A 20720-nucleotide genomic window follows, 5' to 3' on the forward strand; every position below is an offset into this window, starting at 1 on the left:
CCTCAGTAATGAGTACAATGTAATTATACTGTTAGTATATCAGAATGGAGATTCAAATCTATGACATATGACATAATTATTATTGGCGCAGGTTCATCAGGCTTAATGGCTAGTATAGCCGCAAGCACTCAGGGTGCGAAAGTACTGCTAATTGACAAAGGTGAAAAGCTTGGACGGAAGCTGGGTATCTCAGGTGGTGGGCGTTGTAATGTAACAAATGCTAAAGAGCAGGATGAATTAATTAAACATATCCCAGGTAACGGTAGATATCTGTATAGTTCTTTTGCCAATTTTAACAACAAAGATATAATGACTTTTTTTGAAGGTCTAGGCATTGAGCTGAAGGAAGAAGATAATGGCAGAATCTTTCCCGTTAGTGATAAAGCAAAAAGTGTTGTAGATGCGCTTGTTAGTAAGGTTAAAGCTCAAGGAGTAGATATAAGAATCAATAGTCCCGTGAAAGAGGTGCTTTACGAGCAAGGAAATGTTAGAGGAGTAAAGCTAAGAAATGGAGATGTGATTCAGACCAAATGTGTAATTGTAGCGGTTGGAGGTAAATCCGTACCACAAACAGGCTCGGAAGGAGATGGATATGAATGGGCGATTAAAGCAGGTCATTCCATTTCAGAGCTTTATCCAACCGAAGTTCCTCTAACCTCAAATGAAAGCTTTATTCGCAGCAAGGATTTACAAGGCTTATCTTTGAGGAATGTAGGGTTAACAGTATGGAATCCAAAAGGTAAAAAGATTATTCACCATGTTGGCGATATGATCTTTACCCATTTTGGCATATCAGGACCCATTGCTCTGCGATGCAGTCAATTTGTCGTTAAGCAGCTTAAACAATTTGATAATCCTTCTGTATTACTAACGATTGATCTGTTTCCAAGCAAATCAATCGAGCAAATATATGCAGAGACTATGGAGCTATCGAGGAATGAGCCTAAAAAAGCTATTAAAAATGTCCTAAAGGGATTATTAGCTGAGCGTTTAATTCCACAATTACTCAGCAGGTCTGGTTTAAAAGAAGATATCACCTTTGACAATATTCCTAAACAGCCATGGATGGAAATGGCCCAGTTAATTAAATCATTTCCCATTCAGATCAATGGCACCCTATCCATCGAGGAAGCTTTCGTAACAGGTGGCGGGGTCAATTTAAAAGAAGTTGACCCAAAAACAATGGAATCGCATTTAATGCATGGTTTATATTTTTGTGGTGAGATACTTGATATTCATGGTTACACGGGGGGCTATAATATCACTGCTGCCTTTTCTACAGGCTACACCGCAGGTTTAAGCGCAGCTATGCAATATCACCTATAATCGAACACCAGCCGGAAAATGATCGTAATCTCCTTCTGAAGGATCCCCTATTTCTTCATCGTTCACTACATGTGCCGGAATAGGTACATAGTCCAGTTCATATGCGGAGGTTAAGATCTCTAATTCTGGAATGGACCTTTTACCCTCGACTATCCAGCCACCATGTGCTTGGGCTATTTCTAATGCAGATGTTAGATCCGTGTTATTAACATATAATACCAAAGTGGGAATATGTTCTACATGTTCATGCTCCAGCAATTCTACGTTGTATTCTAGCTCCTGCAGTGTATCAAACGCTTGCAGTGCTGTTTTCTCATGGGCAAATTGCAAATAAACGGGTACCTTATCCATAGAGCAACCTTCTTTCTTTTAAAGTTGTATGCTCTATAGATTAACCGCAGATGTGACAATTCATTCTTATATGGGTAGTATTACCGTAAATTCCGCCCCTTTCTCTGGTAGGTTTCGAACTTTAATTTCTCCATCGTAGGCTTTGATAATGGACTGGCATATGGAAAGCCCTAAGCCTGTCCCTTCTCCTTTTGTAGTGAAAAAAGGAGTAAATAGGTGATCTTGACTAGTTTCATCAATGCCTGAACCGGTATCTTGAAAATGAATAATGGCTAACCCGTCTGTTTCTTTGAGAATTATATCGATCCTGCCATTCTCCGAGATAGCTTCAATAGCATTACGCAATAAATTCATAAAAACCTGCTGAAGCTTATCCTCCGAGCCTCTAACCACAGGTGCATGGTTCAAATGCAACCGAATTTGGATATTGCTTTTTAGAGCATCCGGATCCATCAATAAAACTAAGCGTTCCAGCAAACCATCCAAATGAATGATACTCCAAGAATCACTATCTGCTGTATGAGATTTAGATAACATCAATACTTCGCGAAGCAAGGTGTCAATCCTGGTAATTTCGGAACGAATAATTTGAAAGTAATTATGGTAGCTGTTGCTTTGTTCATTCTTCTGTTCATTCTTTTCAATTAATTGAATAAAGCCTTGAATCGAAGTAAGCGGATTGCGGATATCATGGGCGATGGACGCAGCAATCTGACCAATTGTAGCTAAATGCTGCTGTTGCCCCATTCTTTCAAAATTATGATCCCGTTCTAGTTTTTGGATTTGGGTCATTTGCAAATGGCAAATCAAGCAAATCTTATGTAGGGCAATCACAATAAATAGAATAAAGGTTATGGATACTACTGATACATATATTTCGTTTTGAGGAAAATTAGTTTTGTAAATAAAGATAAAGTAGCTAAGAAAATAGGTCATTGAAATAAACCAAATTAATCTAGGCACTAAATAGAATGCGGAAACTACAATTATCACAATCATATGCAGCATTGGAATAAGGCTTTCTAAAAAAGTAGCTTGAATAAATAGTGTACAACATACAAGGCTGAGCAAATGAATATAACGTTGAAAGGGTATGGTTTTACGCCAAAATGAACGTAAGCTCACAAAAGTAATCATGTTGAGTAGTAAAACGCAAGTTGCCACGATAAGAAAGTGCTTCCCTTGAATAGAATCAAACCATATCCATCCCGCTATTAAATGAAGTAACAAACCAATAATAAGCATTTTATCATTATTAAATTTGCTGACTAAATACATGCTAAACCTCAGACCTCCTTGCATTATCGGTAAAAGTTCACTCCACATCTCTCAAAAGAAGAGCCTCAACTTCATTAAGAAGTTAGGCCCTTACTGAACTGATCATTATGAAGGGATAATCACTATACTAACACAGCTACCCCATTTGTTAAAGGGAATTTCTCCCATAATATGAATTTTAACTTACAAATAACTGATTGCACCTTTTTTGTTTGCCTGCACTGTAAGCGGACTGTAGTAAAAAGCTATTAGATCAACTAAATCCGTGTCGTACATCATATCGCCCCAGCGGTAAAGTTCTTCCATAGCTTGACCGACATCATTAACCTCGCCATTGCTGCGATCAAATTTAATCATACTTGCAAAGCTATCGGCAACGCGGAGAATCCTGCCTGTAAGTGATATTTTCTCCCAATTCAAACCTTTTGGGTAGCCTGTCCCATCTAAGTTCTCATGATGCTCCAGAATCGCATCGCGATCTATTAAGCCATTCTCAATCATAGGCTGTAATAATTCAACACTTAATAGCGGATGATTGAGGAAATTAGTATTATCATGCTGCAATTTCCCTACGTCTTGAAGCAAAGCCGAACGGTATACAATGGCTTGTTCTGCATCTGTCATATGTAGTCCTTTTGCCAATTCCATACTAAAATATGCCGATCTTACTGCTTGAATATATAGATGAACGTCATAAGACCTTATTCTTCTAAGTAAGAACGATACTGCGGGCTCATCTCTACAAAAATCCATTGCGTAAGAAATCATTTGTTTCATATCCAGTTTCTTATTCATACTATCTTCTCCTTTGCCTTTGGCCAAAATCTCTTTTCTCTCTATGCCGCTCTAATCATGCTGTACCTTTATTTTGCGCTTTTATGTATTAAAAACATATCCCCAACGTTTCTTATTTTCTACAAATTTCGACAACAGCTTATTCACTCTAACTTCCTATTCTTGCCAAAATATAAAGACTGACTCCTTATTAATGATAAAGAGTCAGTCTTATCAGGCTTTTCGTATAGGAAGAACTTCCTATTGCGTTCAATTTGCATTATATCCAAGCTGATAAACCATCGCAATTAAATGTGAACGATCCGTGACTCCCATTTTATTAAAAATACTTGTCATATGATTTTTCACCGTATGCTCACTAATGACCAGTTTTTCAGCTATTTCTCGATTACTTCTTCCTTCAGCTACTAATGAAATGACATCTTGTTCTCTTGCTGATAAAAGCTTAAGTGCTTTGATCGCTTGCTTTAGGTCGCCATGCTCCGTACGATTCTCCAGAATGGGTTCAAAAATCGACATTTCCATATCCACAATCTGTCTTTTGGAAATGAATTTTGCAAAGCTTTCACGAAGTTCTAAACGAAAGATAATAGGTGGTTCAACTGAATAGCTTGTTAAATGCTCTGTATAGAATAACGTCAATGCCACTATCTGGCTGTTCTCACTATGAGATAAAGCTTCAACTCTGCCTGATCTGCCTTCAAGTAATACCCGAATATTCCTTACTTCGTCAGCTAACTGAATTAATATTGCATTCTCGGGGGTAGCTTTAAGAATGCTGCCTAATAATTGAGGATCAAAGGCATTCAGCAGGATCGCCATCTCTAACAATTTACTCTGTGATGCAGGAAGCTCGGAAACATGTGAATAATCAATAATCATTTCCCTAGCAAGCTGTGAAAGCATAAAAGCTGGAGGATCCCATTGTTGTATCGAACGGTGCAGGAGCTCGATAGCCTCCCAAGCAGATGTGGATAATTCCCCTTGAATTCGATCGATTGCTGAGCTCGCAACAATGGTTAAGCTCTGCATAAATTCCTTGTATTCAATAAAATCATTACTTGTTGAGATTGCAATCGATAACACGCCATAAAACGTATTTCCATACATAAGCGGAAATTCCATGGTTTGAAAGCCTTCAAATATATATAACCCTGCTCCTTCAAAAGCACGCTCATCTAAACGGTTAGTCGCTGTTTCCGCATAACGAACCGAGATATCCTTGAGATATTTCTCTGCTTGGCTCCGAGGCATACCTCGCGATACTATGTTCATCTTATCTGCAGCCTGCTTATGGATTACACAGGAAAAGCTGCCCTGCACCAAATTCAAGCTAAGATCCACAAGGATGAATAATACTCGTTTGATGTCTTTAACAACACTCAATGTTTTACAGATTTCCATGAGCATGGACATACGAAGATAATACGTATCACGATCGCTTCGCAAGGATTGGAATGTTATATGTACTCCGATTAATGCCGCTACAGCTTGACCTAGATGCAATAATCCTTCTGCAATCTCCGTTTCCGTTTCACTGCCGCCAAACAATAAACCGATCAATGTATCACTATTCATTATCGGGTAACAGAATAAGGTTTGCGGATGCAGCTTATTCTGAATGAAAAAACTTATTCGCGGATCTTTATCAATATGCTCCCAATAGCCTAACTGTCGCGTAGTTGCTACCTGGCCAAGGAATCCTTCACCTAAAGAAAAGTGTGCATCCAGCAGGGTAGATTCCTTAAGATGAACCAGTTCGGTTACACGAAATCCAATATCATGCTCCTTCTCCGCATACCCTAGAAAGTCAATTCCTTTATGTGCATGAAACAACAATTCCATCATTTTATGTAATTTAGGGGAAGTAGGCGGTTGTTCAACAATAACCGATAACTCATGCACGGCTGATACCTGTTTACGAATCCACCCCTTCTCAGACTCCAACGAGAGCAAAGCTTCAGCAACAGATGTAATAGTCTTAAAATACTTTAAGTGGTTCTCGGCGTCTAATTGGGAAGAATAAGCCAATCCTATGTAATAAGCTAAACGGTTATTAGTATGTATCTGAATGAAGGTTGCCTTTAATTCAGATGTTATATCGTATTCTTTATTGAACAATAAAGGATCATCTGCAAATATTAACGAAATTAAGTGTGTTGAGAACCGATCTGGATGATCTGTTTCAAGCATTGGCTGCAGTAATTTCGGGTCACCCACAGGACGCGTTATAAATTTCCCTTGGGTATCCGTCATTATTATTGCAATGTTATGTATGGCAGCACTATCTTGAAATAGCTGCTGCAGAAGAATCAACTGCTTTTCCATTGTAGATCCTTATCCTCCATTGTAATAGGTGGAATATATCGGTAAATGGAACGCGGACCATTGCCGATTCTCTCTAGTATGGCGAGTGAGACGAGGCGCAGTAAGATGGCTTCTAACAGTTCGGCTTCTCTGCCCAAACGCATAGAGAGCCCCTCTATCGACTCCAAAGCATAAGGATTATTATGAAAAAACATGACACATTCCACTTGCAGCTTTAGAATAATTTCCTCTTTCATCGGGACCTCCTAAGAGCTTGCGTAAGCAAGCTATCTTCGTAAGCATATGCTGAGTTTTCGTTAGAAAACTGGCTTCGTAAGCATATGCTGAATATGACTAAAGCAGACGAATAAACGGTTTCTGGCTTATATTCTCAACGAGCATAGGCTCTGAAATTTTACCATTAGCGGACTTCGTTACTTGCAAATATTGATATGAACCATCGACCCAAGTTCGGATAACCCCATTAACCGTTCTTTGTAGATAGGAGGCCATTTCTTCACCAATCTCAGCAAAGTTGCAAAGCACGATAACGGTAATCCCTCTTGTTCTAGCCAACGCCGTCTCTTCAGCAAAATACTTTTTCACATAATCTTTGCCATGCTCAGCAATGATTGTGTTCAAATCATAATATAGGAACCAATTCTCCGCTTTATTCTCACGCTGACGAATTAATTGCCCCAGTTGCTCCACTAGCCATTCCTTGTAGTTCTCAATAGTTAGCTTGCTGGCATCTAACACGAAAGGAAGGTACATATCCGGATAGGAACGATTATAATGTTCTATAAAGTAAAGTCCTTTACGCGCTATTACTTCTTCAGCATTAATGTCAAACATTCTCATCAACTCGTTAAAGGTGAAGGCTGTATTTAAGCTAGAAATCATTGCAACGAGATTCTCACCTATATTCAACCGACTGGCAAGAATCGCAGCTACTATGTATTTATAATTTGCTTTGCTATTGGTATCCAACAAATATATGGTTCCCGCAGCAATCCCTCCACCTAGCATCTCATCAAGCTTATCAATGCCAGTAGGTGTATATTCATTCCGCTGCACATAGGCATAATCACCCACCATCGAACGAGCCGGCAACAGGTAAATGCCCTCATTAGTAATTCGGTAAGCATGCTCGCCTTCCGTAATTTGTCGTCCTCTCATTTTGAGAACTTCAAGCGTACGAATTCGGTAAGTTTCCATATAAGGTTTAAGCTTCAAACGAATAACTCCATCAAAAACATAATTTTCAAAAGGAGGGAATGCGCCTTCTTCTTCCGTCTGCTCACGGATAAGCAATGCTGTTAAGGAAAACTTGCGTAAAATATTACGTAAACGATAAATCGTTGGACGAATGGATTGAGCGAAAGCGACAACATATTTAAATAAACTTATACTATCTATGACAATTCTCTTGCAGTTCATCTGACGAATGATTTGTTCGAAAAGTCCATTGGGTTCAATCATTTGTTCCATCAATACATCAGGCGAGATGCATAAGACGCGTAGTTTTCCTTCTGCTTCCAGTTGTTTAATATCCCACCCAAACTGTAGCATATCCGCATAAATTTGCTCTGGAAGCTCTTCAAACGTAATATAAATCCCAGATTCACCTTGATACTTGGCACCATGATAGAGAAATTGCATGCCTAAGGTTGTTTTACCTGTTCCAGGTTGGCCTTCTACAATAACGGTAGCCCCTTTGGCAAAACCGCCATTTAGAATAAAGTCCAATCCTTTAATTCCCGTTGATATCGCTTGCATAACTTTCACCTTCGCTCTCTTTTACGAATTGGGGAGAGGATGAATGCTGTCGAATATTGCTTTCTATTACCATTTTAACACAATTCCCAAAGCTGCGGAAAAAAAAGAAAAGCCAAGCAATGTGCTTGGCTTAGGATACCGGCTATGCCGATTTTCTATAATATTGTGTAAAAAAGCTTGTATATAAGGAAAGCAAGTACAATCGAGATCGGAATGGTAATTACCCAAGTCATAACCATCTTGCCAACAATTCCCCAATTGATTGATTTCGGTCTAAGTGCAGTACCTGTTCCAATAATAGAAGATGTGATGACATGGGTGGTTGATAATGGCATACCGTATGCGGTAGCTGTTTGTAAGACCAATGTGGCCGTTATATCCGATGTAAATCCATTCATAGGTTCAATTTTAATAATTTTTCGGCCAATAGTCTTAATGATACGCCAGCCACCTATGGAGGTTCCAAAAGCCATGGCAAGTGCGGCCGAAATTTTCACCCACAGGGGAATATAACTTGTATCCACCTGATAGCCACCAACGACTAAAGCGAAAACGATAATTCCCATTGCTTTTTGTGCATCGTTCGATCCATGTGAGAATGCTTGCACGCCTGCAGAGAAAATTTGCATAAATCGGAAACTACGGTTAAATTTGCTAGGAGAGCCATTTCCAAGCATTAAGACAATCCATTTGACCACATACATAAGTATAAAACCGATCGCAAATGCAATAAAAGGGGATAGTACTAAGATTTTAATAATTTTAATAAAACCGCTCCAATTAATGGCTCCACTTCCTGCTCCGGCAATAACTGCTCCAGCCATTGAACCAATAAGGGTATGCGAGGATGAGGATGGAATCCCAAAATACCAGGTAAGTAAATTCCATAGAATAGCGGAAACCAAAGCTGCAATCACAATATGTAAACCGATTGTAGGATCTAAATTCATTGGATTGGCAATGCCATTTCCGATATTCTTTGCTACTTGGTCAAAAACAACGGCCCCAACAAAATTTAAAATAGCAGCATAGATAACCGCAACTCGAGGCGTTAATGCCTTTGTGGAAACGGATGTAGCAATAGCATTGGCTGTATCATGAAATCCGTTTATAAAATCAAACATAAGCGCCAAAACAACAATAATAATGATGACTAACATGCAATGCCTCCTGAAAGTATTAGACAAAACCTAGTATTCGCACATTTACAATTCCTTAACAAAATAGAACCATTCAAAATCATATCACAAAACAAGAAAATTGTCGTATGAAATTGTGTTTATTTTCGTACATTTTAAGCGAGTACTTCCATTATGTTGAGAATAATCTCAAAGGTTGTACCTTTGCCGACAATACTTTTAATCTCAATATTCCCTTGATGATTCTCAATTATTTTATAGCTCACCATTAGACCTAATCCTGTGCCATTTTCTTTGGTTGAATAAAAAGGATCTCCAATTTGGGGAATCTTGTTCTCTGGTATACCGACTCCATGATCCGTAAAGCTGATAAGGATTTTGTTGCTCTCCAACAGCCTAGCTTTAATAATTAAGTCCCCGCCTTGTGGCATGGCCTCAATCCCGTTCTTAATGATATTAATAAATACCTGCTTCAGCTGGTTTTGAACACAGATGATCCAAGGCAAATCATCTGCAAATTTAGTGATTATTTCTACATTATTGAGGATCGCTTGACCTTCAAGCAGCATGATTACATCCTGAAGAATATCCAAAACATTCTTTTTCTCAAAGTGAAGCATTTGCGGGCGAGCTAGCATAAGCAGTTCACTGATAATCGTTTCGATTCTATTCAATTCAGACATCATAATTTCAATATAATTTTTCTTTTTCGTATCAGGCGCCAATAATTTAGTGAAGCCTTTCAGCGCAGTCAATGGGTTTCGTATCTCGTGTGCAATTCCGGCAGCTAATTGTCCCACAACGGATAGCATATCTGATTTATAGAGTAATTCTAGTGTATGCTTCTGCTCTGTGATATCATCGGAAACCCTTAGATAACTAATAATTTTGTCATCATCATCTTTAATAGGCAATAGAGTAACGAGCTCAGCATAGCTTTCTCCATTCTTCCGTTTGTTTATAAGCTCCCCTACCCATTTCTCACCCGCTTGAACCTGATCCCATATTGCAGATAATTGTTCTGCGGAAAGATTGTCTGAGAATAAATTAAGTGTTAAATTAACTACCTCCTCCATTTGGTAGCCCGTTTGCTCCATATATCTTGCATTCGTATATTTAATTCTTTGCCCCAAATCGGTGATTACTATGCTGCCTGGACTTTGGTGAATCGCATGAGATAGCATCAATAGTTCTTCGCTTGTTTTTTTGGCTTCTGAAATATCCACTAAGGAAATGACTACACCTACCACTGTCTGGTCTGCTGCGCGACAAGGCAATATTTTGACGGAATAGTATTTTCCATTTTTACTTTGAATATCTTTTTCAATGATTACATGTGTAAAAAGCACTTGTTTAACGTCCACTAATAGGGAATTATAAATCAAATTATGTGAAATATCGCTTAATGGACGGCCAATATCGAAATCCATCAAATTAATTTCAAAGGTTATTGCAGGATTGAATTTGCGGATGTTTATATTCATATCAAGAAAGAGCGTGGCTATATTACTGCTCACGATCAAATTTGACATATCATTATTCATTTCAGTCAGCTCTTGTATCTTATGTTGATATTCGTTGTTTATTGCTTTCAATTCTTCATTAACCGATTGCAGTTCTTCATTGGTGCTTTGCATTTCTTCATTTACGACAATTAATTCTTCATTTGATGCTTGAAACTCTTCATTGGAGGATTCCAATTCCTCGATGGTTGCTTGCAAGGATTCTTTAGCCAGAAATAACTCTTGGTCCAAGTCTTTAATGTGCTGAATTATACTTTTGTCGATCTGCAAGAAGCTCTGTTCTCTTTTTTCCTGATTTAATCCCGTATCACTAATTTCAATATCTGAACTCTTGATAATTTCTTCAAAAAAAATGATTATCAGCTTTTCATTCCATGAATTCATATGGAATGGCTTCGCAATTAAATTAATCGTAAGTGGTCCGTTAATCGTTTTTACCATTATATCCTGATAGATAACCTCAGTATGCTCCTTTCTTACTTTATGAAGCGCTGTATGCATAGTAATAGACAATGACTCTAGAATCATTCTGAAAAGACTATGGCTAGGCTTGCCTTTAGGAATGCATAAATATTTATTTGCACTGCCATTAATGTGAATAATATCGTTATTGTCATCTATAATGATAAACGTGCCCACGTAATCTTCAATCAGCTTTGCATAAATCGCATCCATTTTTTGAATACGATCTGTATCTTTCAATCGAGAAATTACACTACTCTTATCATTCGTTTTTTTAATATTGAGCATTTCACTACTGCCATATGTATGGGGGGATAGCCACTGATTCATTTCATTGTATTGATAAATATTCCATTTAGTATCGATGTTTTCAAACAAATTGGCCAGCTTACCCAGTGTTTCACTTGGCCCTAAGAATAAAAAAGCATTTGAATTAAGCGAAAAATGAAACAAGGAAATTACTTTTCTTTGCATTTCGGGCTGCAAATAAATTAACATATTACGGCATGTCACTAAATCCAACTGGTTAAATGGTGGATCTTTTAGCAGATTATGCTGAGCAAAAATAATCATTTGACGAATTTCTTTATTTACTTGATAATCCTCGCCTCGCCGTGTGAAATAATTCTCAACATATTGTGATTTAACATGTTTTCTAATGGCTTCTGTATAGATTCCTTTACTGGCATGTTGGACCGAATCCTTATCTAGATCCGTAGCAAATATTTTTACATTGTATTCTTCTTTATGTGCATCCATGTATTCGCGGAACAGAATGGCTAAAGAATATACTTCCTCCCCAGTTGAACAACCTGCTACCCATACTCTGATCTGCTTGTCTTCATTCCGTTGTGCAAATATCATTGGAATCACTTTTTTTTGAATAACTGAAAAAGCTTTACTATCACGAAAAAAATGAGTAACACCAATTAATAAATCCTTCTGCAAGGCTGCAACCTCGGCTACATTTTCATTTAAAAATTGGTTATATTCGTGCAGAGATTGATGGCCTTGTATTCCCATTCGTCGTTGAATTCTTCTTAATATACTTGCTTGTTTGTAAGAACTGAAATCGACACCCGTTGTCTGCTTTAGAATGACAAATAAGCGCTCTCGCTCTTCCTCTATGGATTCTTTTGTATGATTTGTATAGAACTTTATATATTCGAGAATATGCCAAGGCATCTCATGTGGTAAAAGCATGTATTCAACCTGATCATAATTAATACCACTTAGATCTGATCTTGTACGAGGCTTGGATTCTTCAATCATTACAACGCCATTAGCCTGATTAATTGCCTCAATGCCTTGAGCACCAACATCTCTATCCATGGAGAATAATACGCATATGGCCTTATTTCCGTAGGTATTGGCTAATTCAGTCATAAAACGATTCGCAAGCAAGACGTTGCCGTTTTCCTCATCCATTTTGCTCAAAACTAGCTTTTTCTCATGAAATTCAATGTTCTGACTAGGAGGTAAAAGATACACACTATTCGGTCGAATTTCTGTATCTCCTTCAATCGAGTAAACATCCATAACCGTAAACTTAGCAATAATCTCTAAAGGGAATAATTCAATACTTGAAGCACTGTTTTGCGCTACAATAAACGCTAATCCACTATTAGGGACCATCTGTCTTAAAAATTGCTCCAATGGCTCGAGTTTATCTAGAGAAGCGGAGATACCAATGATAGTAAATTTTTCATTTGACTTAAGAGGATAAGACGAGGAATTGTCCGATTCAACTTTTTCTCCCATACAGGCTTCACTCTCCATTTTAGAGGAATTATATACTTCTGATATTCATGTATAAACGGCTTCACCGTCTTTTAAGACGGAGCGTTTGTCCGGAATTCTAAGATCAGTTCAAGTGAAAAATTTATACTTTCTTAGAATTTTAAAAAAGAGACCTTCTCTAAGGTCTCTTTTATCCGTTTGTGATCTCATTAATAAAATCTCTTAGCCAATAATAAGCTGACTTGTCTTCCCACAACTGCAATATATTATTATCGAGCTTATCAGGGGAGCCTATCTTATAAATATCGACATAGTAATCACTGGAGGTAGGCGGAAAATTAATTCTTATTATATAAGGCTTTATGTATTTAACCATTAAAAAATCTTCAATGCTTATGGATGATAGCACTCCAGGCTCACTTTTTAATAATCCAACGAATTGCCACAACATTTCTTGCTTAATTTCTTTAAGAAAGCTCGTTCCTGTATCCCATTTATTCACAAATACACGTTTCCCATTTAATCGGAGCGCATATACATTCGGATTTTCGAAATGATCTATTTCTAAAATTTGTAGAGCCTCTTGTAATGGGTTCATTGATTGGGTCCTCCTCTGGGCTTTCGTTAGAAAGCCTTCTTCGTAAGCATATATGTTTTATCTGTCATTTATTTAATACCTTTGTTAACGAGTCAATAACACGTTTTTTATCAAATGGTTTAACAATAAAATCTTTTGCACCTGCCATGATAGAATTTAAAATCATTCTTTGTTGACCCACAGCAGAGCACATAATTATTTTGGCATCTGGATAGAGCTTAATGATTTCCTTGACAGCTGTATATCCATCCATATCTGGCATAGTAATATCCATTGTAACTATATCCGGTCTTTGCTCTCCATAAAGCTGAATAGCTTCTAAGCCACTCTTAGCTTCACATATTTCTTCAAAATTCATATCAATTATAATATTCCGCAGCATTTGCCGCATAAACATTGCATCATCCACAATCATGATCTTGGCCATTATCGATCCTCCATTAGGGATGGTACATAAGCACATAATTTAAGAAATAATATACCAATTATAATCCTAGAGGAAGCTTTACGTCAAAATCATTCCAGAAAAGATGACAAATTTTGGTCCACCAAAAGCACTTTCAGTTTGCCAATTGCTCTTTTTTGAATACGGGAGACGCTCATTTGTGAAATACCTAGTTGTTCGGCAATTTGCCTCTGCGATTGCCCTTCATTATACGCCAAAAAAATGATGATCCGCTCATCTTTTTTCAATTGAACCATGGCTTCTTCTAGATCAGCACGCATCTCAAAAGCTTGGTAATCATCTGCTTGTGAACCCATTAAATCTCCAATTGATGAGCTATCCTCTTCATTGGATAAAGGAGTGTCCAAAGATATATAGTTATAGCTTTCTCGACCTGCCATGATCTCAATGGTTTCTTCAACCGATAGATCTAGATAATCAGCAATTTCATCCATACGAGGGGAACGTTCCAAAGCTACAGTCAGTTCATCAACAGCATGCTGAATCAACAGACCTTTTTCTTTAATTCTTCTAGGTACCTTAATAAACCATGATTTATCACGCAAATAATTCTTCAGATGACCAATGATGCTCTTCATCGCATAAGCTTCAAAAGGAATTCCCATCGAGCTGTCAAATTGCTGAAATAAACGAAGCATGGACATTTGCCCGACTTGGAATAGGTCTTCATATAAATCCGGTTTATTCCTCGACATTTTACCCGCTGCCATTTTTACAATAGGCTGATAGTATAGAATCAATTTTGTGGCTATTTCATTCGAATTGCTTTGTTGATATTGTTTAATGTACTCATTCATTTCATTTTGCTGAAGAGGGGATGAATTTAAATTCATGCCAGGTCCTCATTTCTGTGTAACAGTTTGGAGAGAATAACCTCCGTACCATGATTGGTACGTACTTGGACTTTATCCATTAAAGCGTGCATCATAAAAATGCCAAGTCCTCCCACTGTTGCTTCCTCCAGTGTCTTATCGTGAAGCGTAGATGATTTATTAACCATTTGTTCATAATTAAAGCTTGAGCCCTCATCCTTAACATGAATGCTTAAACCGTTTTCTTCTAATTCAAATTGAATTTCCAATGACCCTGGCTCTTGATTTTCATAAGCATGTAAGACGACATTATTGCATGCTTCTGCAACCGCAACCTTCATATCTTCAATTTGCTCATAAGAAAAGCCTACATTCGAAGCTATGCCAAATAGCGTGAGCCTCACGATATGCAGATATTCTGCTTTAGCTGGAATGGTTAAACCTATGCATGCATTCATATAGTTTCTTCCCTTTCTTTTCTGTCCTTTAAGGACTCCGTATATACTCTGAATTACCCGAATACCTTGTATTTGAAACAATAGCAGATCACTATAAAAGATTGATTCGAAAATAAAAAGAAAGACCCACTGAAGCTACGGATTAAATGCCGTTCAGTGGGCTTTTGTGCTAAATATGCTTAGTTAGTATAACCTCGGTACCATTCTCAGTCAGAACAGTTACATCATCCATCAGTGCTTGCATTAGAAAAAGCCCTAATCCGCTTGTCTGAAGCTCGTTTACCGCTTTGTTATGCAGAGAGGTCTCTCTTGCAAGGGTTTCCTGAAAATCAAAGCTTAGCCCCTGATCTTTAACCCGAATGGTTAAGCTTGCTTCTGTTATCTCAAATACGATATCTATGAAATTTGTTTCACCTTGTGGATTTGCATGCAGTACAGCATTATTGCAGGCTTCCGCAGCTGCAACCTTCATGTCATCGATCGCTTCGAGAGAAAAGCCCATATCAGAGGCAATTCCATATAAGCACAATCGCACAAGCTCTACGTAATCAGCATGCGCTGGAATTTTCAATCGGATTTCGTTCATGCTTGATTCTCTGTATTTTCCTTAAGAAACTCGGAAATACCCGTAAGGTCAAATAAACGCTTGATAGGTGCCGGTATTTCACGAACAGTGAATGGAGCATTTAGTTCATCACGTATTTTTAAAACAGAAATGATAATACCTATCCCAGTGCTGTCAATATATTTTAAATTCTTTAAATTGAGGATCAATGGTTTCTCAACCTGATTAACAATCGATTCCAATGCTGAACGCAATTGGGGAGCTACTGAGAGATCAAGCTCTCCACTCAAATAAAACACATATTCTTCATCATTCTCTTGCTGATCCATAATAAATTTCTCAATATTCATATGTTTCACTCCTACGGTTAATGGTTAAATAAATAGTAACAAGAATTTATTGAAGATACAAGCAGGGAGGGCGATTATCGATGAATTTATCCAACGATATTGATAAAAAAGAAACCCGTATTGAGAAAAAAACCGATTCAAGCATGGTGTTAACTACATTGATCAAATATGCAGCTTATCTAATCATTTTTTTCGGAGTGATGTATTTTTTGGTCAAATACATAATTCCTAAGTTTTAACATTGCCAAGAGCAGCCTTCTTACTGAACAATGTAATAAAAATGGATAGAGTCCTCAGATCACATCTGAATCTCTATCTATTTTTTATTTGTTTAAACTAATTTTAACAATTATAACTTCAGTATAATCTCCACAACAGTTCCTTTTCCTGGCTTACTTTTGAACGAAATAGCACCCTGATGGTTTTCGATAATTTTATTGTTTACTATGGTGTTCAGCCTTTCACTTTTTTCTCTAGTTTTTCTGGCGTTCTCATTCTGCTGGGACGGTCTGGGCCTTGGGGTCTCGGCTCCACTATCGCTAAAGCTAATGAATGCAGTTTTGTCGACAGACTTCACTTTAATGATCATATTTCCACCTTGCAGCATGGAATTCATGCCATTATTGAGAATATTAATAAACAACTGCTTGAGCTGGACAGGAACACAATGGATGAAAAGATTAGGCACCGTAAATTTCACCAGGATTTCCACTTCTTTTAGAATAGCCTGCGGTTCAAATAGCGCTATAACATCATGCAGTATGCCTACAACATCAACATTAGTAAATTCCGTCTGAAGCGGCGGTGCCAATATGATTAATTCATTGATCATAGCTTCAATTCGATCCAATTCAGCGGTCATACTTTCACTCAAATTGTTAAACTCCTTTAATGCTAGAAGCGGATTGCGAATTTCTTGGGCAATTCCTGCCGACAGCTGGTTAGTGACTGCCAGCATTTCTAATTCCAAAACGCCGCTTTGATTACCATTATCTTTGGAGAAGCTTTTTCGCCGTTGCTCCGTTATATTGATACAAGTTATAACCACCCCTTCTTTCAAGCTGCGGCTCGAAAGATAAGGCAGGACTTTAATCGCAAACCATTCGTCATTTAAACTTTGTGCTTCAATTTCTATAGGTTCACCCGTAAGAAGTACCTTGATGGCGTCATCTGCTAACTGCTCATACTTCAAATTGTGCAGCAGATCACCAATAGGCTGCCCAATCTGACTTTCCTTCAAGTTAATCTCTTTGACCGCAGCTGGAGTAAATTTACGAATATTCAGCTTTTCATCTAAAAATACAGTTGCTATATTGGTACTATGGAAAAAATTAGAAATCTCGATATTTATATCCGTTAATTCTTGGATTTTATACTGATATTCGTTATTTACCGCAACTAACTCTTCATTTCCTGATTGCAGCTCCTCATTAGTGGTTTGCAGCTCCTCATTGGCAACAATCAATTGTTCATTCGCCGTTTCCAGCTCTTCAATCGAAGTTTCGAGCTCTTCGTTTGTGGTTTCCAGCTTTAGGTTTAATATCTGCAAAGTATCCTTGGCAAGCAGTAATTCATGCTCCAAATCTTCATCATGTTGTCCGGTATTGCCCTTAACATTGAAGGACTGCTGAATCTTATCCTCTTTAGTAATTTCTTCACTGCTCTTTACCAAATTCCCTGCTTCCTCGAAGAAAAGAACCATTAGCTTTTCATTTGTTGAGTGCAGTATCAACGATTTAACAGTCAAATGAATAGAATGGCCTTTATGATTATCTTTTATGCTAACATCCCGGTATATGACCTCCTTTTTCTCTTTCCGTGCTTTATAAAGAGCAGTACCAATGATAATGGATAAATATTCCGGGATCATTTTAAACAAATTTAGGCTTGGTTTACCCTTAGGGATCGATAAATACTGATTAGCATCCCCATTTATATGGATAATGTCATTATTCTCATCTACAATAATACAAGTAGCCACATATTCTTCAATCAGCTTTGTAAGAATAGTATCCAATTTAAGTATTTTTTCAGTTTCCTTAAGCTTAGTGATGATTTTTTTCTTGTGGAGCAGCTTTGTGTCACTTTCATGATCACCCAAATCCAAGGAACTTTGTGCAAACAAGTACCTATTCTCTTTGTGTTGATATAAATTCCATTTATTATTTATAGGAATAAATAGATTCGTTAAGTTCCCTAGTGATTCGCTTGGTCCTAAAAACAAGCTGGCTTCCGGCTTCAAAGAAAAATCAAATATGGAGATCACTTTTCTTTGTGCTTCTGGCTGAAAATAGATCAGCAAATTTCGACAGGATACTAGATCAATTTGAATAAAAGGCGGATCATTAAGCAAATTATGCTGCGCAAAAATGACCATCTGCCGGATTTCTTTATTCACTTTGTACTGGTTTCCATGATGTGAGAAATAGGCATTCAAGAGCTCTGGCTTAACATTTTTCGTAATGCTCTCAGAATATATACCTCTGCTTGCTGTATGAATGGCATCCTTGTCCAGATCGGTAGCGAATATCTTAACTTCAAATCTTTCTTCCATTACCTCCATTTGTTTTTTTATCAATATTGCAATGGAGTATACTTCCTCTCCTGTAGAGCAGCCTGGCACCCAAACCCTAATCTGTTTTTCCAACCGTTGCCGCTCGAAGATGGCTGGAATCACCTTATCTGCTAAGATGGAGAATGCGTCAGAATCACGAAAAAACTCTGTGACACCAATCAATAAATCCTTTTGCAGCAAAATGACTTCGTTTGCATGATGGTACAGATATTTGTTATAGTCCTTAAGATATTCAAATTGTAGAATGCCCATCCTCCTTTGGATACGGCGCATCACACTAGCCTGTTTGTAAACGGAGAAGTCCGTGCTTGATGCCTGCTTGATAATGGAAAACAGGGTCTTTAACTCTACTTCAATCGATTCTTTGGTCTGGTTCATATAAAATTCTATATATTCAATGATGTGATTGGGCATTTCCTCCGGAGAGAGAATGTAATCCGTGCGATCAATCTCTATATCACTTCCCGTTATACGTAAAGGTTTATGTGTATTCTTCTCCTCTACCATAATCAGTCCATTGGCATGAGTAATCGCTTCAATTCCACGCGTACCATCAATTCCCTTGCCACAAAAAAGGATTCCAATCGCATTGCTGCCGAAGCCTTCAACTAACGACTTCATAAAACGATCTGCCGGCATATCAAGTAACTTAGTCTCGGATGTACACTCTGTCAAATGGATTTTCCCAGCACGAAAGATTATGTCATGCTGGGGCGGCAGCAAATAAATGCAATCCGAAAGAAGCTCCATATGATTTTCCGCATGGAAAATCTTTTTCTCCGTATGTTTGGAGAGCTGCTCTATTTGAATATCTTTAGTTTTTGGCGAACCCAACTGAGCAATGACATAAGACAGGCCGCGCACATTATCCAAATGGTCTAAAAATTGCTTCAGCGCCTCCAGCTTTAAGGGTGAGACTGCTATTCCGACAACACTGAATTCTTTGAGTCTATCATTTGTTAGATCTGTTTCCTTGCCAAATTGTACATTCATTTCACATAATCAATTTCCTTCCCACGTCATTCTTTGCATTCCTCAATAAGTCGAATAAACTTTTTAAATAAGAACAAGCTGCCTTCCTTGGATACCAGAAGTAAGCAGCGAATAGATAAGCAATACGTTGCCCGATAACAGTATACTTATACTTGTGGTAAGTCTTCCTCAATAACATGATTATTTTCAACACAGAAATTGCAATACCCTGGAAATTCATCCGATTCGTTATCATTGTTTAATTCAATTTCACAAACAACACATGTTTTTATCATCTAAATCCTCCTTCACTGTTATACACTATATAACCTATTGATGTGGATATGAAACAGATAATTCTATCATAGCATAGTTTATAATACCAAGCGTAAACGTATTGAAAAAGAGCAAGCAGGCAACGATCGCCTGCTGCTCTTTATTATTGTAGGATTAATTACATTACTATGTAATTACCATATCCCGGTGGTTCAATTTGGTTGATTTTAGAGTATGATGCATAAGCTGACATGATCAGATCAGCACGTGTTGCACTTGCTGTGTAATCAAATACGGTAGGTATAAGTCCTGCTTTAAGTGCTGCTGCAACGGAGCTCTTCGCCCATACTGCTACATTTCCCGTAACTTCGTCTGTTGCACTAGTCGGTAATTGAAAGGCACGTACTAACACGACTGCAAGCTCTTCAATACTAATACGAGCTCCTGGGTTGAAGTTACCTTTTTCATCTCCTCTAAATAATGCGATCTTAGAAGTTGCACCGATGTAACCTGTAGCCCAGCCATATCCATTTAAATCTTTGTATTTATCTGCTGCTGCAGTGTCTTGCGGGAGACCCCAGAGGATGTCGACGATTTTAGACGCTTGTGCACGATTAGTGAAGCCATCCAAATTCATATCGCCTGTTTCATCTCCTGTGAAGATGCCTAGTGTGGTGAGCATGTCGTTTTGTTCATCTGCCGTTTTAACAGGTGTTACTTCAGGAGCAGTGTCCGCTAATGCAACGGATGAGAAAACAGTGAAAGCTAGGACTAAAGACCCGATCATTGATAAACTTTTTTTCATAATAATTGCTCCTTTTTGAATCTAATTTGTTGTTGCTTGCTTATATATACACAGCTTTATAGGCTTTGAAACATCTATTCTACATAAATTTTAAAACTACTTTTTTATAGGTAAATACTCATAGAAAAGGCTCCACGCAGATG

At 37.8% G+C, this 20720-nt stretch carries 19 protein-coding genes; 2 read left to right on the plus strand and 17 right to left on the minus strand.

Annotation, left to right across the window (positions count from 1 at the left end):
• Window positions 1-60 precede the first annotated feature (60 nt).
• Window positions 61-1326: a BaiN/RdsA family NAD(P)/FAD-dependent oxidoreductase gene (locus EHS13_RS29015; RefSeq protein WP_155703724.1), complete on the plus strand. Its 1266-nt coding sequence runs from the start codon at window positions 61-63 to the stop codon at window positions 1324-1326.
• Here the strand turns inward: EHS13_RS29015 and EHS13_RS29020 are convergent.
• The 14 genes from EHS13_RS29020 to EHS13_RS29085 all read right to left on the minus strand — a co-directional run bounded on the left by EHS13_RS29020 (window position 1321) and on the right by EHS13_RS29085 (window position 15949).
• Complete coding sequence (locus tag EHS13_RS29020) at window positions 1321-1677, minus strand: hypothetical protein (RefSeq protein ID WP_155703725.1); 357 nt, start codon at window positions 1675-1677, stop codon at window positions 1321-1323. The two genes, EHS13_RS29015 and EHS13_RS29020, sit on opposite strands and share 6 nt — an antisense overlap.
• A gap of 66 nt (window positions 1678-1743) precedes the next feature.
• The gene (locus EHS13_RS29025; protein WP_162463304.1) at window positions 1744-2955 is read right to left on the minus strand and encodes a two-component system sensor histidine kinase NtrB; all 1212 of its coding nucleotides are present in this window, start codon (window positions 2953-2955) and stop codon (window positions 1744-1746) included.
• Between the two features lie 183 nt (window positions 2956-3138).
• Window positions 3139-3750: an HD-GYP domain-containing protein gene (locus tag EHS13_RS29030; protein WP_155703727.1), complete on the minus strand. Its 612-nt coding sequence runs from the start codon at window positions 3748-3750 to the stop codon at window positions 3139-3141.
• Window positions 3751-3999: 249 nt separating this feature from the next.
• Entirely contained in the window at window positions 4000-6078 is a 2079-nt protein-coding gene (locus tag EHS13_RS29035) for a LuxR C-terminal-related transcriptional regulator (RefSeq protein ID WP_227013578.1), read from the minus strand.
• Complete coding sequence (locus EHS13_RS29040) at window positions 6063-6314, minus strand: hypothetical protein (protein WP_155703728.1); 252 nt, start codon at window positions 6312-6314, stop codon at window positions 6063-6065. The genes EHS13_RS29035 and EHS13_RS29040 overlap by 16 nt, the downstream gene beginning before the upstream one ends.
• A 97-nt stretch (window positions 6315-6411) precedes the next feature.
• Complete coding sequence (locus EHS13_RS29045) at window positions 6412-7836, minus strand: ATPase domain-containing protein (protein ID WP_155705548.1); 1425 nt, start codon at window positions 7834-7836, stop codon at window positions 6412-6414.
• A gap of 155 nt (window positions 7837-7991) precedes the next feature.
• Entirely contained in the window at window positions 7992-8996 is a 1005-nt protein-coding gene (locus EHS13_RS29050; protein ID WP_155703729.1) for an inorganic phosphate transporter, read from the minus strand.
• A 134-nt stretch (window positions 8997-9130) separates the two neighbouring features.
• Complete coding sequence (locus EHS13_RS29055) at window positions 9131-12721, minus strand: CheR family methyltransferase (RefSeq protein WP_162463305.1); 3591 nt, start codon at window positions 12719-12721, stop codon at window positions 9131-9133.
• Between the two features lie 169 nt (window positions 12722-12890).
• A complete protein-coding gene (locus EHS13_RS29060) occupies window positions 12891-13298 on the minus strand; it encodes a hypothetical protein (protein ID WP_155703731.1) in 408 nt (135 codons plus the stop codon).
• A gap of 64 nt (window positions 13299-13362) precedes the next feature.
• Window positions 13363-13728, minus strand: coding sequence for a response regulator (locus EHS13_RS29065; protein WP_155705549.1), 366 nt, complete (start codon window positions 13726-13728; stop codon window positions 13363-13365).
• A gap of 86 nt (window positions 13729-13814) precedes the next feature.
• Window positions 13815-14597, minus strand: coding sequence for a sigma-70 family RNA polymerase sigma factor (locus tag EHS13_RS29070; RefSeq protein WP_155703732.1), 783 nt, complete (start codon window positions 14595-14597; stop codon window positions 13815-13817).
• The gene (gene rsbW, locus EHS13_RS29075; protein WP_155703733.1) at window positions 14594-15034 is read right to left on the minus strand and encodes an anti-sigma B factor RsbW; all 441 of its coding nucleotides are present in this window, start codon (window positions 15032-15034) and stop codon (window positions 14594-14596) included. The genes EHS13_RS29070 and rsbW (EHS13_RS29075) overlap by 4 nt, the downstream gene beginning before the upstream one ends.
• Window positions 15035-15203: 169 nt before the next feature.
• On the minus strand, window positions 15204-15620 hold the full coding sequence (rsbW, locus tag EHS13_RS29080; RefSeq protein WP_155703734.1) for an anti-sigma B factor RsbW: 417 nt from the start codon (window positions 15618-15620) through the stop codon (window positions 15204-15206).
• A complete protein-coding gene (locus EHS13_RS29085; protein WP_155703735.1) occupies window positions 15617-15949 on the minus strand; it encodes an STAS domain-containing protein in 333 nt (110 codons plus the stop codon). The genes rsbW (EHS13_RS29080) and EHS13_RS29085 overlap by 4 nt, the downstream gene beginning before the upstream one ends.
• A gap of 80 nt (window positions 15950-16029) precedes the next feature.
• Between EHS13_RS29085 and EHS13_RS36485 the strand changes: the two genes are divergently transcribed.
• Window positions 16030-16188: a hypothetical protein gene (locus EHS13_RS36485; RefSeq protein WP_193571454.1), complete on the plus strand. Its 159-nt coding sequence runs from the start codon at window positions 16030-16032 to the stop codon at window positions 16186-16188.
• Window positions 16189-16298: 110 nt separating this feature from the next.
• Here the strand turns inward: EHS13_RS36485 and EHS13_RS29090 are convergent, their stop codons facing one another.
• The 3 genes from EHS13_RS29090 to EHS13_RS29095 form a co-directional block, all read right to left on the minus strand.
• Window positions 16299-19517, minus strand: a complete 3219-nt coding sequence (locus tag EHS13_RS29090) for a CheR family methyltransferase (RefSeq protein ID WP_155703736.1) — start codon at window positions 19515-19517, stop codon at window positions 16299-16301.
• Window positions 19518-19663: 146 nt separating this feature from the next.
• Window positions 19664-19792: a hypothetical protein gene (locus EHS13_RS37285; protein WP_264373555.1), complete on the minus strand. Its 129-nt coding sequence runs from the start codon at window positions 19790-19792 to the stop codon at window positions 19664-19666.
• Window positions 19793-19950: 158 nt separating this feature from the next.
• On the minus strand, window positions 19951-20577 hold the full coding sequence (locus tag EHS13_RS29095; RefSeq protein WP_155703737.1) for an S-layer homology domain-containing protein: 627 nt from the start codon (window positions 20575-20577) through the stop codon (window positions 19951-19953).
• Window positions 20578-20720 lie beyond the last annotated feature (143 nt).

This window comes from Paenibacillus psychroresistens, assembly GCF_009728935.1.
Taxonomy (GTDB): Bacteria; Bacillota; Bacilli; order Paenibacillales; family NBRC-103111; genus Paenibacillus_AC; species Paenibacillus_AC psychroresistens.